Here is a 12,966-nt window from a genome sequence, read left to right on the forward strand (position 1 = left end):
ATGGCATTCGAGAGTCGCGTACTTGCAAACGTCAGCGTATTGGCGGCGGTGGTCGAGGGCGGCAGCTTTGCCCGCGCCGCGGATGCGCTGGGCATCACTCCCTCCGGCGTGAGCCGCGCGGTGGGGCGGCTGGAGTCCAGCGTCGGCGTGCGGCTGCTCGAGCGCACCACGCGCTCGGTCAGGCTGACCGAGGAAGGGCGGCGGCTCTACGAGGAAATCAATCCGCTGCTGGCGGGCATCGGCGAGGCCATCACGGCGACCGGCAACGCCTCCGTCGCCGTCAAGGGACGGCTGCGGGTCAACGTGGACGCCTTCTTCGCGCAGCGGATGCTGGCGCCGCACGTCACGCGGTTCCTGGACCGCTATCCCGAACTGTCGCTGGACCTGGTCACGCGCGACCAGTTGGGCGACCTGGTGTCCGAGGGATATGACATCGCGGTGCGCTTCGGCGAGCCGCCGTCGTCATCGCTGGTCGCGCGCAAGCTGCTGGAGACGCGCACGGTGACGGTGGCCACGCCGGCCTACCTGCGCAAGCACGGCACGCCGGCCGCGCCGGCCGATCTGGCGAATCATGCCTGCATCCAGATGCGCAGCCCCATGACGGGGCAGCCGCTGGGCTGGGAATACTTTCGCCAGGGCAAGGGCATTCCCGTGAAGACGTCCGGGCGCCTGTTCGTCACCGACTTCGGCACCATGCTGGGCGCCTGCCTGGCTGGCGCGGGCATCGCCCGCTTCAAGGCCAGCGGCGTGCGGGAACTGCTGGCGAAGGGGCAACTGGTCGAACTGCTGCCGGCGTATTCCGGCGACAAGTATTCGCTGTATGTGCTCTATCCATCCCGCCACCTGCCCGCGGCCAAGGTGCGGGCGTTCATCGACTTCATCGTCGAGATGCTGGGGCAGGAGGCAACCTGAGCGCCCCGCGCGCGGCAAAACAAAAAGCCCCGGAACGGGGCTTCCTGACTCGCTCGGCCACGGGCTCTATTGGTGGCTCTATCGGTGGCGCTATTTCGCGGCGGCAGCCGGCGCCTTCTTGTGGCCGTGTGTCTTCCCGCTCGCTTTCTGCGCCTTCGAATCGGTCAGCGCGGAGGCCGTGCTCTGCCTGGCGCCCTGGGTGTAGGGGTCGAACTTGTCGTTGGCCCGCGCCGTGTCCGGTACGTAGCCATCCTTGTTGGTGACCCGCTGGGGGTCCGGGACGTAGCCGTCCTTGTTGGTGCTACGCATGTTGTAGTCGTAGCGGTCGGCCGGATTCGCCGGCCCGGCGGCATAGACGGTACCCGGAACGAGAACTGCGATTGCCAATGCAACAGCGATTTTCATAGATCACTCCTTCCCATCGATAAAATCCATGGCCTGCCGCGCCAACCACGCGCAGCGGCCTCCGTCTGATAGCGTAGTTGCCAGCACCGCAAAGTTCCAGTGAGGGTTTTGCGTAGGAGACCGCCGCTGCCGTTCCCGGCGCTGCGCCCCGCCCCGGTTTATTGATAGGAATGCAGGTAAGCCAGCAGGTCCGCGATCTGCCGTTCGTTGCCGAGTCCCCAGAAGCGCATCCTGGTGCCGGGCACGACCTTGCCCGGCGACGCGACGAATGCCGCCAGCGTCTTTTCGGACCAGACGATGCCCGACTTCTTCATGGCGTCAGAGTACTGATAATCGCTCGTACTGCCGGCATGCCGGCCGAAGATGCCATTGAGCTGGGGACCGAACGCCCCGCGCGCGGACGGCCCGACGCTATGGCAGGACGCGCATTTTGAGGCGAACACGTTCTTGCCGGCCTGCGCGTCCCCCGCCGCACGCGCCGCGGCGGGAAGCGCCAATGCCAGAACCATGAATGCCATCGATGCGGATTTTTTCATCATGCCGGGACAGTCCCGCCGAAGCACGCCAGAGGCAGCCAGGCGAGAGAGTTTGTTTGTCGTAAAGCGCGGATTGTGCAGGATTGTTGGACAGCTCATGCCAATCTTCCAGGTTGAACAGCCCGCCGCGCAGGCCTATTGTGTGTGTTCCCCGAACCAACCGCCGATACCGCCATGTTCGAAGTCCGCGGCTACGCCGTCCATAACGCCGAGTCCCCCCTGGTCCCGTTCCGCTTCAACCGCCGCGACGTGGGCAGCCACGATGTGCGCATCGAGATCCTCTACGGCGGCATCTGCCACTCCGACCTGCACCAGGCCCGCAACCACTGGAGCAACTCGCTCTACCCGATGGTGCCCGGCCACGAGATCGTCGGCCGCGTGGCCGAGGTCGGCAGTGCCGTGACCGGCTTCCAGGTCGGCGACTATGCCGGCGTGGGCTGCATGGTCGATTCCTGCCGCGCCTGCGCCGCGTGCCGCGCCGACCTCGAGCAATACTGCGAGCAGGGCGCCACGCTGACCTACAACGACAAGGAGCGCGGCAGCGACCAGCTGACCTTCGGCGGCTACGCCGAGCAGATCGTCGTCGAGCAGCGCTTCGTGGTGAAGGTCTCCCCTAGGCTCGACCTCAAGGCCGTGGCGCCGCTGCTGTGCGCCGGCATCACCACATACTCGCCGCTGCGCCACTGGAAGGTCGGCCCCGGGCAGAAGGTCGGCGTGATCGGCCTGGGCGGCCTCGGCCACATGGGCATCAAGTTCGCGAAGGCGCTCGGCGCGCACGTGACGATGATCACCACGTCCCCGGGGAAAGGCAAGGACGCCACCCGCCTGGGCGCCGACGCGGTCCTGCTCTCGCGCGACGCCGCCGCCATGGCCAGCCATGCGCGCAGCTTCGACTTCCTGCTCAACACCATCCCCACCGGCCACGATCTCAACCCGTACGCCGCGCTGCTCAAGCTCGACGGCACCATGGTGCTGGTGGGCGTGCTGACCGACATCGAGCCGCTGGCCGGCATCAGCCTCATCGGCGGGCGCAAGTCCATCGCCGGCTCCGCCATCGGCGGCATGGCCGAGACGCAGGAAATGCTGGATTTCTGCGCCGAGCACAATATCGTCAGCGACGTGGAAATGGTGCCGATCCAGGCCGTCAACGAGGCTTACGAGCGGCTGGAAAAGAACGACGTGAAATACCGCTTCGTGATCGACATGGCTTCGCTGAAGGAAGAGGCTGCCGCCTGAGCCGCCGCCCGGGCGGCGGCGCGGCTAGCGCACGATCTGCGGGTAGATCCTGGCGCTGGCCGCCACCATGCCCAGCAGCGTGACCCCGAGCACGGCGCCGTCCACCGCCAGGCCGATGCCGCTGCCGGCCGCGCGCCCGGACAGCAGCAGCGTGCGCAGCGCATCCACCTGGTAAGTCAGCGGATTGAGGTGCGAAATGACCTGCAGCGCGCGCGGCATCAGGGAAGTGGGATAGATCGCATTGCTGGCGAAGAACAGCGGCATGGTCAGCAATTGCCCCACGCCCATGAAACGCTCGCGCGTCTTCACCAGGCAGGCGATGATCAGCGAGAACGTGGAAAACACCGCCGCGCCGAGCAGCACGAACACCACCAGCCCCGCCAGCGACAACGGATCCCACTGCATCTTGACGCCAAGCATGGCGGCCAGCGCCATGACCACCACCGCCTGCACCAGCGCGCGCACGCCCCCGCCCAGCGCCTTGCCCAGCACCAGCGCGGCGCGCGGCGTGGGGCTGGCGAGAAACTTGTGCACGATGCCCAGGTCGCGTTCCCAGATGATGGAGATGCCGTTGAAGATGGCGATGAACAGCACGCTCTGCGCCAGGATGCCCGGCACCAGGAAATCCAGGTAAGGCACGCCGCCGGTATCGATCACGCGGCCGTGGCTCATGACCTGCCCGAAGATCAGCAGCCACAGCGCCGGCTGCACCGCGCGCGTCGCCAACTCCGTGGGGTCATGCCAGAGCTTGCGCACCTCCATGTCGGCAATGGCGAAGGTCTTGGCGACAAAGGCCACCACCGGCCACGGCCTGCCCGCATCGCCTTGCGGCAGCATGTCAGGCAAGGCGGTTGGCGGAGCGGCGGGTCTGAGAGGTTTCATCGTAGGCACCTTGCTGGGCAGCGTCCGCGCTTGTGTAGTGTTCGAAAACGTCCTCGAAGCTGGCGTGCGCGCCGACGACAGCCTTGAGTTCCGCGGGCGCGCCGATGGCCGCGATCGCGCCGTGATTCATGATGCCGACCCGGTCGCACAGCCGCTCCGCCTCTTCCAGGTAATGCGTGGTGAGCAGGATGGCGCTGCCGAACTCCGCCTGCAGCTTCTCGAGCTGCTCCCAGACGGAAATGCGCGCCACCGGGTCCAGCCCCACGGTGGGCTCGTCCAGGAACAGCACCTGCGGCCGGTGCAGCGTGGATTGCGCGATCTCCAGGCGCCGGATCATGCCGCCCGAATAGGTCTTGACCAGCTTGTGCCCCACGTCGGCAAGATCCATGAAGGCAAGCGCGTCGAGGATGCGCTTCTCGCGCTGCGCGCGCGGAATGTCGTAGAGCTTGGCAAATACCAGCAGGTTCTCGAAGCCCGACAGGTCTCCGTCCGCCGACAGCGCCTGCGGCACATAACCGATGACGCGCCGCACGGACGCGGCCTCCCGCACGATGTCGAAGCCGCCCACCGACGCCGTGCCCCCGCTGGGCGGCAGCAAGGTCGTCAGCATCTTGATCAGGGTGGTCTTGCCCGCCCCGTTGCGGCCCAGCAGGCCGAAGACCTCGCCCGGCTCGATGGACAGCGTCAGGCCGCCGACCGCCGTCATGCCGCCGAAACGGCGGACCAACTCATGGGTTTCGATGACGGGCTGGGGCATCGCTTTCTCGGCAGGACTGGCAGGCAATGCACTCAATCTATACGCCGCCCGCTTCGGGCCCTTGATGTGCGTCAAGGTAGCCTCGCTGCCTGCGATGAGCCGTATTGTCCCCGCGGCGGCAGGGACATACAGGACTGGACGCCAGCGCGCTATTTCTTCCGGATATCAGTCCCCCGATCGGTGGATCCCGTTTCGATGGGCTGCGGCCCGGGGCAGCAAGGATGCGGACAGCGCGGGTCAATCAGGACATACGCAAGATTCGTGATCCTGAGCAATTCGGCACTCGGTTCCAAGTCTTCACTGAATCTGCGAGCGACGGATACATCAAAGTCATCATGCGCAACGCCAAGATTGGAGAGCATGGATATCAGAAAGCGTCTGCGTTGCTCGGCCAGTTCGGCCGACACTCCAACGCTTGCGTTCTGGCGGACGTAGACTGAGTATTTTCCGCCGTTTGGGATCCATCGCCTCAGTTCCGCGCGCCATTCGGCGAGGCGCAGCACCTCCTGGCCGGATAGATCAGCACGGCCTTCCTGGAAGACCAGCTCGTGCTCGATAAAACCCAGACTACATCCCATCACGACCGTTGAATTCATGAAAAAAAGCATGGTCAGCGCTTTCACTTTCGCCATGCTCATCACGGCCTCCACACAGGATGATAGCCATCCCAATTTGGAATATTTGCCACATATGCAGCGATGCTGTCGGCATTGTCTATGCCAAACTCCCCTTTTGCCGTTCGCTCCCTGGATTTTTTTATGGAGTACTGCGGCTCCTCCGCATTCATTGCCCCAGGGAAGTGCGATACCTCATGGATCAAGGTTGTCAACTTTGAGTCAAGATCAAAGGGCACTCCATCGTATCGGTTGTTTTCTTCCTGCATCCTGCAGAAAAAATCCCCAATGAAGATCGTGTATGTTTCGTCGGGCTTGCAAACCGCAGCAATACTCGGAATCTCCCCCTCCCTCGCACGCGGCACGCACCCCACCCGCGCCAGCCCCTCCACCGTATAGCGCTCATAGTTCCTGTCGGTCAGCCCGCGCATGATCTGGCGCATCCGCGCCATCCCGCCGCGCAACCTCTCCCGCGTATCCTCCCGCGCATTGCCGAACCACAGCTTGACCTTGTCCTGGTCCGCGGTGTTCCATCGCTCCAGTTCGGCCAGCCGGTCGCCGAGCAGCCGCACCGCCTTGTCGCGCAGCCGGTTCATGGTGGCGTAGAACTCCGCGTTGCTCATGTTCTGGCAGATCAGCGCGGGATCGTCCGTGGGTGTTTCCCGCGCCATGCCTTCCGTCAGCTTGTTCGACGCTGCCACCGGCACGGCGACGGCGCCAGCCACCGGTGAATGAATGAGGCCGCCGCGATTCACCTCGATGGTGAAATCGTCCTGCGAGGCAATGACGAGCGGCTTGTCCGCGCACAAGCAATTCACGCGCGCGCCTTCGACCAGGACCTGCTTGCCCATCACACTGAACGACGGGTGGCAGTCGTTGGTGACCATGCCGCTGCTGTGGCACACCGGGCAGGTGGCAATGTCGCCCTCCACGCCAAGCTGCGCCCCGTGGTGCGTCATCACGCCGGTGCCGACCAGCGTGCCGTTGTTGCTGGTGCGGTCGCCGTCGCGCAGCGCACGTCGCATATCCATCATCGGAAGACCTCCAGGCGGGATGTGTTGGCGCGGTGACCGCGGCCACCGCGCGGTGCGGCGCTCAGGCGGCCGCCTTGACGCCGGTGTCGCCGCGGAACACCGCGATGGGCACGAAGTGCCATTGCGCGGCTTCGGGGTCGTAGAGGGCGACCTGGTTGACTTCCGCGCCCACGGGCACGGTGCCCGGCATGCGCTGTATGGCCTGCCCCACGGCCTGATGCCGTTGCTGTTCCGTCCAGGTTTCCGGCAGGCGGTGCGAGTCCGCATGCGCGAACAGCCCGGCGTGCTCGCGCAAGCGCTCGTACCTGGCCAGGCCTTCGCGGCCGATCTCCAGGTCGATGGCCTGGAGCCGCGCGTCGGGGATGTCTTCGCTCTGCATCAGGCAGACGCTGGCAAGCGCGCCTTTGCGCCGGACCACGATGCGGCCGTCGCTCGCGGCCCAGCCGCAATGCAGGTTGACATGGAGCTTCCCGCCGCTGTGCCGGATCAGCGTGCGCGGATCGAAGGTGTCCGCGGGCACCACGTGATACGGCTTGCCCGGGCGGGACGTGAAGGCCGCGTCGACCAGGGCGTCAAAGGGCGAGATGTAGACGGAGAGCGCATCGCCGGCGTCGGCGTTGCCCTCCTCCACGAATTCGCACAGCGCGTTGCACCAGTTCGGCTCGCCCCTCCTGGGTGCGTAGTTGACCAGCAGGAACAGGTCGGGCCGGGTGTGCAGGACATGGCCGCACGGCCGGGAGGACGGGTTCGGTTGCGCCATATGAGTACACTTCCCTTGAGTATCATTGAAGTGCCTCAACATATACTCAGTATCGGGCGCGATATAAATGGGAAATTTCTGTTTTTGCCGTGTTGGCGCTTGACGTCGATCCCACTGCGGCGTGGCTGCGATGACGGCGAAGGGAATGCCGATGCGTCGGCGACCTCGCTGCCGGCCCGCGCTGCGGCGCCGCACCGGCGCTGAACCGGTTCGTCGCCCGCCCACGGAAAGCTTGGCGCCGGGCGGCCATTCCTAAGGGTTTCCCCTGTGAATAACCGGCTGTGACCGCAGTCCGACCGCATGCTCCTATAGTCATATCAAGCCCGCATCGAACGGGCACGGCCGACTATTCCGGAGACCCCACCATGCAAACCATCCCCATCTCGCCACTCCGCGAGGATGGCGGCGTGGCGCCCAGGAAGGCGCTCACGCTGACTCGCAGGAGCCTGCTCAAGGGCACCGGCGTGCTGATCGGCACGCTGGCCGTCGGCAGCCCGCTGGCGCTGCTGGCGCCCTCCACGGTGTGGGCGGTCGAGCTCAAGACGCTAAGCGCGCCCGAGGGCGACACCCTGCTCCAGATGGGGCGCGTGCTGTTCCCGCATGACAAGCTGCCCGACGCGGTCTACGCACTGCTCGCCAAGGATCTCGACCAGGCCGCCACGGCCGATGCACAAGTGGCCCGGCAACTGCGCGACGGCATTGCCGCGCTGAATCAGCAGGCGGGCGGCAGCTTCGTCAAGGCCGACGCCGGCCGGCGGCTCGCGGCCGTCAAGGCCCTGGAAGGCCAGCCCTTCTTCGACACCGTGCGCGGCAAGTGCGTGACATCGCTCTATGACAACGAGATGGCGTTCGCCGCCTTCGGCTACCCCGGCTCCGCCTGGGAAAAAGGCGGCTACATCATGCGTGGCTTCCAGGACCTGAAGTGGCTTCCCGAGCCGCCGGCCACGGCCAGTCCCGCGCCCGACATGGGCTGACCGCGCCCAAGGCCGCCGCGGCAACGCGCATCCCGATCCGGCGTCGTGGAACGCCGGACAAAAGCGGGCCCCGCGGCAAGCGCGCAGGCCCCGAGACAGGAGACAAGCATGGCAAAGTTCGACTTCAAGGATGACTCGGTCGTGGTCATCATCGGCTCGGGCGCGGGCGGCGGCACGCTGGCCAACGAACTGTGCCAGAAGGGCATCAAGGTCGTCGTGCTGGAAGCGGGCGGCACGCAATCCAACGCCAGCTTCATCAACGACGAATGGAAGGCATTCAGCCAGCTGGCGTGGCTGGACAAGCGCACCACCTCCGGCACCTGGCGCGTGGCCAAGGACTTTGCCGGCCTGCCCGCATGGGTCTGCAAGACCGTGGGCGGCACCACCACCCACTGGGCCGGCGCATCGCTGCGCTTCCAGGAGCACGAGTTCCGCGCGCGCACCGTCTACGGCGGGATCAAGAACGCCAACCTGCTCGACTGGCCGCTGACGCTCAGGGAGCTGCAGCCGTATTACGCCAAGGCGGAAGACAAGATGGGCGTCACCCGCACCAACGGCATTCCGGGCCTGCCCGGCAACAACAACTTCAAGGTGATGTACAACGGCGCGACCAGGCTGGGCTACAAGGAAGTGCACACCGGCAACATGGCGATCAACAGCCAGCCGCGCAGGGGGCGCGCGCGCTGCCTGCAGCTCGGCTTCTGCTTCGAGGGCTGCAAGAGCGGCGCCAAATGGTCGACGCTATACACCGAACTGCCCGAGGCGGAGGCCACCGGCCACTTCGAGCTGCGCAGCCAGTCGCACGTCACGCGCATCGAGCACGACGCCAAGGGCCGCGTCAATGGCGTGGTCTACATCGACCAGGACGGCAAGGAACAACGCCAGAAGGCGCGCATCGTCTGCGTGGCCGGCAATGCCATCGAAACGCCGCGCCTGCTGCTGATGTCGTCGTCGAACCTGTTCAAGGACGGCCTGGCCAACTCCTCCGGCCAGGTGGGCCGCAACTACATGCGCCACATGACGGGATCGGTCTATGCGGCGTTCAACGAACCGGTGAACATGTACCGGGGCACCACCATGGCCGGCATCGTGCGCGACGAGGCGCACAACGATACCCGCCGCGGGTTCGTGGGCGGCTACGAGATGGAGACGCTGTCGCTCGGCCTGCCGTTCATGGCCGCCTTCCTGAACCCTGGTGCCTGGGGCCCGGATTTCACCTGGTGGATGGACCGCTACACCAGCCTGGCCGGAGCATGGCTGGTGGGCGAGGACATGCCGCGCGAATCCAACCGCGTGACCTTGAACACCAGCGTGAAGGACCAGTTCGGCAACTACGTGCCGAATGTGCATTTCGACGATCACGACAACGACGTCGCCATGCGCAATCACGCCTATGCCCAGGCCGAGCGCATCTACGGCGCGGTGGGAGCGATCAAGACCTTCCGCACGCCGCCGTATCCGTCGACCCACAACATGGGCACCGCGCGCATGAGCGCGCGGGCGCAGGACGGGGTCTGCAACAAATGGGGGCAGACCCACGACATCCCCAACCTGTTCATCAGCGACGGCAGCCAGTTCACCACCGGTGGCGCGGAGAACCCGACGCTGACGATCGTCACCCTGGCGATTCGCCAGGCCGACTACATCGCCTCGCAGATGTCGCGGCGCACCATCTGAGGCAACGCGTCCAGCACCGAACCCGCCAGGAGACCCCCATGTGCGAATTCTTTGTCAGCGCCGATCCCATCCTCTATGAGTCGCGCACCCGTTCGGTCCGCATTCACGGCGTGCAGTCCAGCATCCGGCTGGAGAACTTCGTCTGGGACACGCTCTCCACCCTGGCCGCCGAGGAAGGCGTGACCACCAATGCCCTGATCGTGCAGTTTCACGACGAGATCCTGCGCCACCGGGGCGACGTGCTCAACTTCACCTCGTTCCTGCGGGTGACCTGCCTGCGTTACCTGCGGCGCAAATGCGACCTGCTCGAAGGGGCCAAGGCCATCGATACGCCGGCCGAGGCCCCTGTGCTGCTGCCGCATGCGAGGCTGTCGCGCATCACTCACTAACCTCCCCGACCTCCCCGAACCTGCAGCCATGGCCAAGCTTATCCATACGATGATCCGCGTGCGAGATCTCGACGCGTCGCTCAAGTTCTACCGCGAAGTCCTCGACATGACCCCGGCGCACACGCTCGACTTCCCCGATTTCGCGCTGGTGTACCTGCGCAATGCCGAGAACGACGCCGAGATCGAGCTCACCTGGAACAAGGGCCGCCAGGAGCCCTACACCCATGGCGACGGCTACGGCCACGTGGCGGCGGTCGTCGACGACGTGGCCGCCCGCCATGCCGAACTGGTCCGGGCCGGCTACCAGCCGCTGCCCGTCAAGGAATTCAAGGACGGCGGCACGCTGCTGGCCCGCTTCTTCTTCATCCAGGACCCCGACGGCTACAAGATCGAGGTGCTGGAGCGCCATGGCCACTACCAGTGACCGGAAAATGACAAGGGCCGTGCACCGCCTTTGGGCACCCGCCAGGCAAAGGCTCCCGCCAGCATGACCCGCCGCCGGCATAGCGGCGTCTGCGTGACAGGCCGACGGCGCCGGCATCCGCCGCGAAGACCCAAAGCGGCACTTTCCCCACTTTTCTCCTCCGTGGCGAACGGCCCCGGTGGGCCGGCCGCCGCCATGCCGCGCCATCGCCAAATCGCATGGCGACTCCATTTTTGCCGCCTACAATGAACGCTCCGGAGCGGCCCTTCGCGCTGCTCCGCCCGCGCCCCGACAACCGCTTCCCGGGATCACACGCGGCCTTCGACGGCCGCGCGGCCTCCATGCGTGCGGCTCAAGGCCAGCAGCCGGATTTCCAGACGAAGAAGGATCCCAGATGAGCCTGCTTCTTTCCGAGATCATCGATGTGCATGGCGGCAGCGCACGCCAGCACGCCCATTTCGACGGCGAGGCCCCATGGGCGCAGCAGCCATAGGTCCGACGCACGGCACACGCCGCGGCAGCCACCACCACGCCGCGCAACCCATCTGACCACAGCATGCATTCCGAAGCCGGTCAGCCATAGAGAGCACCTTCATCACAGGAGAACACCGCAATGACCACCGTCAAGACCAAGGATGGCGTCGATATTTTCTACAAGGACTGGGGGCCGAAGGACGCGCAGCCGATCTTCTTCCACCATGGCTGGCCCCTGAGCTCCGATGACTGGGACACCCAGATGCTGTACTTCCTCGGCAAAGGCTTCCGCGTCGTTGCCAGCGACCGGCGCGGCCACGGGCGCTCCACCCAGGTAAGCGACGGCCACGACATGGACCACTACGCCGCCGACGCCTCGGCCGTGGTCGAGCACCTCGACCTGAAGAACGTGGTCCATATCGGCCACTCCACCGGCGGCGGCCAGGTAGCGCGCTACGTCGCCAAATTCGGCCAGCCGCAGGGCCGCGTCGCCAAGGCCGTGCTGGTCAGCGCCGTTCCCCCGCTGATGCTCAAGACCGAGAGCAACCCCGGCGGCACGCCGCTCGAAGTGTTCGACGGCTTGCGCGCCGCGCTCGCCGCCAACCGCGCGCAGTTCTACGTCGACGTCGCCAGCGGCCCGTTCTACGGCTTCAACCGCCCCGGCGCCAAGATCTCGCAAGGCGTGATCGACAACTGGTGGCGCCAGGGCATGATGGGCAGCGCCAAGGCGCACTACGAAGGCATCAAGGCCTTCTCCGAAACCGACCAGACCGAAGACCTGAAAGCGATCACCGTACCCACCCTGGTCACCCAGGGCGACGACGACCAGATCGTCCCCTACGCCGACGCCAGCCTGCTGCAGGCCAAGCTGCTGAAGAACGGCACGCTCAAGATCTACGAAGGCTACCCGCACGGCATGCTGACCACCCATGCGGACGTGATCAACCCGGACTTGCTGGCATTTATCCGGGGCTGACGGGCAGCCCCGCTCGGTGTTCTTTTTCCGGGCCGCGGCGCTTTTGCAAGGATGATGCAAGGCGCCGTGGTCGGGGAAGCGGAACCGTGACCAGCAGGATAGCGATCCATGTCATCCGCGCCATCCATCGATGACAGAGGAAACCGCGATGAAAGACCGCACAACGCCGCAGCCCAGCCGGACGAGCGCCATCACTACCGTGACGCACGTCAGCATCTCCACGGAACTCGCCTACGAACCTCTCATCGCGGCATTCGAGCATTCGCTGGGACACTGGGACCCCGACCTGGGAAAGTCCCTGGCGCAAGAGGCAGCAAGCTGGCCCAAAGTGGAAGCCGCAGTCGCCGCGATCGCCGAGCCATTCGGCCTCGTGCTGATGGCAAAGATCGACCAGGGCCGGCTGACCTCCCTCTCGGGCACGGTGAAACGCTGCGCCCTCTACCTCGTCGGCAATCCCGTGATCGCCAACCGGATCATCGAAATCGACCGGCGCGGCAGCTTCTATGTGCCATTCAGGGTCGCCATCCATGATCGCGGCAACGAAGCCGGCAGCCTCATTTCCTACGACTTGCCATCTTCATTCCTGGATGCGCTTGGGCGGCCTGAACTGACGGAAATTGGCCGGTCTTTGGATGGCAAGATGGAGAGGGTTGTATTGGGTTTGCTTGGGCGTTAGGGAGGGATTGCGGTCGGGTGGAGGAAAGCAAGACCATGCCGCTCCGTGCGCCGTGCCATGTTGAGGATGTCTCACATAAAAATTCAGGAGAAAATGGCTGATTCGCCATATTCTATTAATTTATTGAGCACCTGCTACAATGATTTGCGACTCATTGTGCAAAAAAATGGCTTTGTCCGGTTCTTTTGCGAACTGGGATAAGCCTACTTCGCCGGAAAGAAATGCGGCAGTCTTCATCCC

The 12,966-nt window shown here is 65.3% G+C and carries 15 protein-coding genes; 8 read left to right on the forward strand and 7 right to left on the reverse strand.

From position 1 onward, the window contains the following. A complete protein-coding gene (locus ACKI2N_RS30545; protein ID WP_420992298.1) occupies positions 1 to 912 on the forward strand; it encodes a LysR family transcriptional regulator in 912 nt (303 codons plus the stop codon). Between the two features lie 90 nt (positions 913 to 1,002). Here ACKI2N_RS30545 and ACKI2N_RS30550 read toward each other — a convergent pair whose 3' ends face one another. Next, positions 1,003 to 1,317, reverse strand: a complete 315-nt coding sequence (locus ACKI2N_RS30550; RefSeq protein WP_420992296.1) for a hypothetical protein — start codon at positions 1,315 to 1,317, stop codon at positions 1,003 to 1,005. 158 nt (positions 1,318 to 1,475) lie between these two features. After that, entirely contained in the window at positions 1,476 to 1,853 is a 378-nt protein-coding gene (locus ACKI2N_RS30555) for a c-type cytochrome (RefSeq protein WP_420992535.1), read from the reverse strand. Between the two features lie 174 nt (positions 1,854 to 2,027). Here ACKI2N_RS30555 and ACKI2N_RS30560 point away from each other — a divergent pair, with 174 nt between their 5' ends. Continuing rightward, on the forward strand, positions 2,028 to 3,089 hold the full coding sequence (locus ACKI2N_RS30560) for an NAD(P)-dependent alcohol dehydrogenase (protein ID WP_420992295.1): 1,062 nt from the start codon (positions 2,028 to 2,030) through the stop codon (positions 3,087 to 3,089). 24 nt (positions 3,090 to 3,113) lie between these two features. Here ACKI2N_RS30560 and ACKI2N_RS30565 read toward each other — a convergent pair whose 3' ends face one another. The 5 genes from ACKI2N_RS30565 to ACKI2N_RS30585 all read right to left on the reverse strand — a co-directional run bounded on the left by ACKI2N_RS30565 (position 3,114) and on the right by ACKI2N_RS30585 (position 7,136). Next, positions 3,114 to 3,926, reverse strand: coding sequence for an ABC transporter permease (locus ACKI2N_RS30565; RefSeq protein WP_420992534.1), 813 nt, complete (start codon positions 3,924 to 3,926; stop codon positions 3,114 to 3,116). A gap of 1 nt (position 3,927) precedes the next feature. After that, positions 3,928 to 4,728, reverse strand: a complete 801-nt coding sequence (locus tag ACKI2N_RS30570; RefSeq protein WP_420992293.1) for an ATP-binding cassette domain-containing protein — start codon at positions 4,726 to 4,728, stop codon at positions 3,928 to 3,930. 149 nt (positions 4,729 to 4,877) lie between these two features. Further along, entirely contained in the window at positions 4,878 to 5,366 is a 489-nt protein-coding gene (locus ACKI2N_RS30575) for a hypothetical protein (protein WP_420992292.1), read from the reverse strand. Then, positions 5,366 to 6,376, reverse strand: a complete 1,011-nt coding sequence (locus ACKI2N_RS30580) for a M35 family metallo-endopeptidase (protein ID WP_420992291.1) — start codon at positions 6,374 to 6,376, stop codon at positions 5,366 to 5,368. The genes ACKI2N_RS30575 and ACKI2N_RS30580 overlap by 1 nt, the downstream gene beginning before the upstream one ends. Before the next feature lie 61 nt (positions 6,377 to 6,437). Beyond that, on the reverse strand, positions 6,438 to 7,136 hold the full coding sequence (locus ACKI2N_RS30585) for a hypothetical protein (protein ID WP_420992289.1): 699 nt from the start codon (positions 7,134 to 7,136) through the stop codon (positions 6,438 to 6,440). A 365-nt stretch (positions 7,137 to 7,501) separates the two neighbouring features. Between ACKI2N_RS30585 and ACKI2N_RS30590 the strand changes: the two genes are divergently transcribed. The 6 genes from ACKI2N_RS30590 (at position 7,502) to ACKI2N_RS30615 (ending at position 12,726) form a co-directional block, all read left to right on the forward strand. Then, complete coding sequence (locus tag ACKI2N_RS30590; RefSeq protein ID WP_420992287.1) at positions 7,502 to 8,110, forward strand: twin-arginine translocation signal domain-containing protein; 609 nt, start codon at positions 7,502 to 7,504, stop codon at positions 8,108 to 8,110. 108 nt (positions 8,111 to 8,218) lie between these two features. Continuing rightward, complete coding sequence (locus ACKI2N_RS30595; RefSeq protein WP_420992285.1) at positions 8,219 to 9,787, forward strand: GMC family oxidoreductase; 1,569 nt, start codon at positions 8,219 to 8,221, stop codon at positions 9,785 to 9,787. 38 nt (positions 9,788 to 9,825) lie between these two features. Further along, positions 9,826 to 10,176, forward strand: coding sequence for a ribbon-helix-helix domain-containing protein (locus ACKI2N_RS30600; RefSeq protein WP_420992283.1), 351 nt, complete (start codon positions 9,826 to 9,828; stop codon positions 10,174 to 10,176). Positions 10,177 to 10,204: 28 nt separating this feature from the next. After that, on the forward strand, positions 10,205 to 10,600 hold the full coding sequence (locus ACKI2N_RS30605) for a VOC family protein (protein WP_420992282.1): 396 nt from the start codon (positions 10,205 to 10,207) through the stop codon (positions 10,598 to 10,600). 613 nt (positions 10,601 to 11,213) lie between these two features. Beyond that, positions 11,214 to 12,050 (forward strand): alpha/beta fold hydrolase, encoded by an 837-nt coding sequence (locus ACKI2N_RS30610; protein WP_420992281.1) that lies wholly within the window; start codon positions 11,214 to 11,216, stop codon positions 12,048 to 12,050. A 148-nt stretch (positions 12,051 to 12,198) separates the two neighbouring features. Beyond that, positions 12,199 to 12,726, forward strand: coding sequence for a DUF302 domain-containing protein (locus ACKI2N_RS30615; protein WP_420992280.1), 528 nt, complete (start codon positions 12,199 to 12,201; stop codon positions 12,724 to 12,726). The last annotated feature ends 240 nt before the right edge of the window (positions 12,727 to 12,966 follow it).

Origin of the sequence: Cupriavidus sp. 30B13, from assembly GCF_049059565.2 — a bacterium.
Taxonomy (GTDB): Bacteria; Pseudomonadota; Gammaproteobacteria; order Burkholderiales; family Burkholderiaceae; genus Cupriavidus.